The organism is Pseudomonas sp. 32_A (assembly GCF_017490905.1).
GTDB classification, from domain to species: Bacteria; Pseudomonadota; Gammaproteobacteria; order Pseudomonadales; family Pseudomonadaceae; genus Aquipseudomonas; species Aquipseudomonas inefficax.
Genome location: NZ_JAFGYI010000102.1, coordinates 1 through 862 on the forward strand (window position 1 = coordinate 1; position 862 = coordinate 862).

Genomic DNA, 862 nt, shown 5'->3' on the forward strand with positions numbered 1-862 from the left:
CACGTTGCAACAAATGTGGGAGCGGGCTTGTCCCGCGAAGCGCCGCGCGGGCGGCGCTCAATCTAACAGGCGCAGAAAGTGTATCGGCAAACACCCGCGAAACGCCACACGGACGGCGCTCACGGCTTTCAGATGACTCAGATCCATACGGCGTCCCAATGCGGATAATCACCGACCTTATTGGCCAATCCCGCCCGTAATGGGTTGCAAATTACATACCTCGCCACCCTGCGAATGTCTTCCTCCCGCCGAATGGCATGGTCCTGATAGCCCGCTTGCCACACTCTTTCGCGCCTCACTCCTCGGCGATACAACGCATGACTGCTGCGCGACTTAAATCGCCGCATCAAACTGCATAATGTCGAATCGTTCAGTTGAATCAACCAATGGAGATGGTCCGGCATCACAACCCAGGCCAATGACTGACACGCCCCCTCGCACTCAGCCTGCCGAAGCTGCTGAATCACCGCTCGGGCTAGCCAGAAATCCGTGAAAATTCGCTTTCGATTATTCGTTACGGTTGTTAACAGAAACAGGCCACCGGGCATAGAGAAGCGGCCACGGCGCAAGAGATGGGATTGAGCACGCTCCATATGGTCTCCTCGCACAAAGGTTCAGGAAACATAGGCGCATGCGAAGGGCTGGAGCGCTGAAAAGTATTGCGGAATGTGGGTGGATGGGGCGCGACCGAGCGCCGCCCGCGCGGCGCTTCGCGGGTGTTTGCCGTTACACTTTCTGCGCCTGTTAGACCGAGCGCCGCCCGCGCGGCGCTTCGCGGGTGTTTGCCGTTACACTTTCTGCGCCTGTTAGACCGAGCGCCGCCCGCGCGGCGCTTCGCGGGACAAGCCCGCTCCCACATTTG

At 59.3% G+C, this 862-nt stretch carries 1 protein-coding gene; it reads right to left on the reverse strand.

The annotated features are described in order from the left end of the window. Window positions 1-137 precede the first annotated feature (137 nt). Window positions 138-593, reverse strand: coding sequence for a transposase (locus tag J5M58_RS25780; RefSeq protein WP_207880131.1), 456 nt, complete (start codon window positions 591-593; stop codon window positions 138-140). Window positions 594-862: the final 269 nt, after the last annotated feature.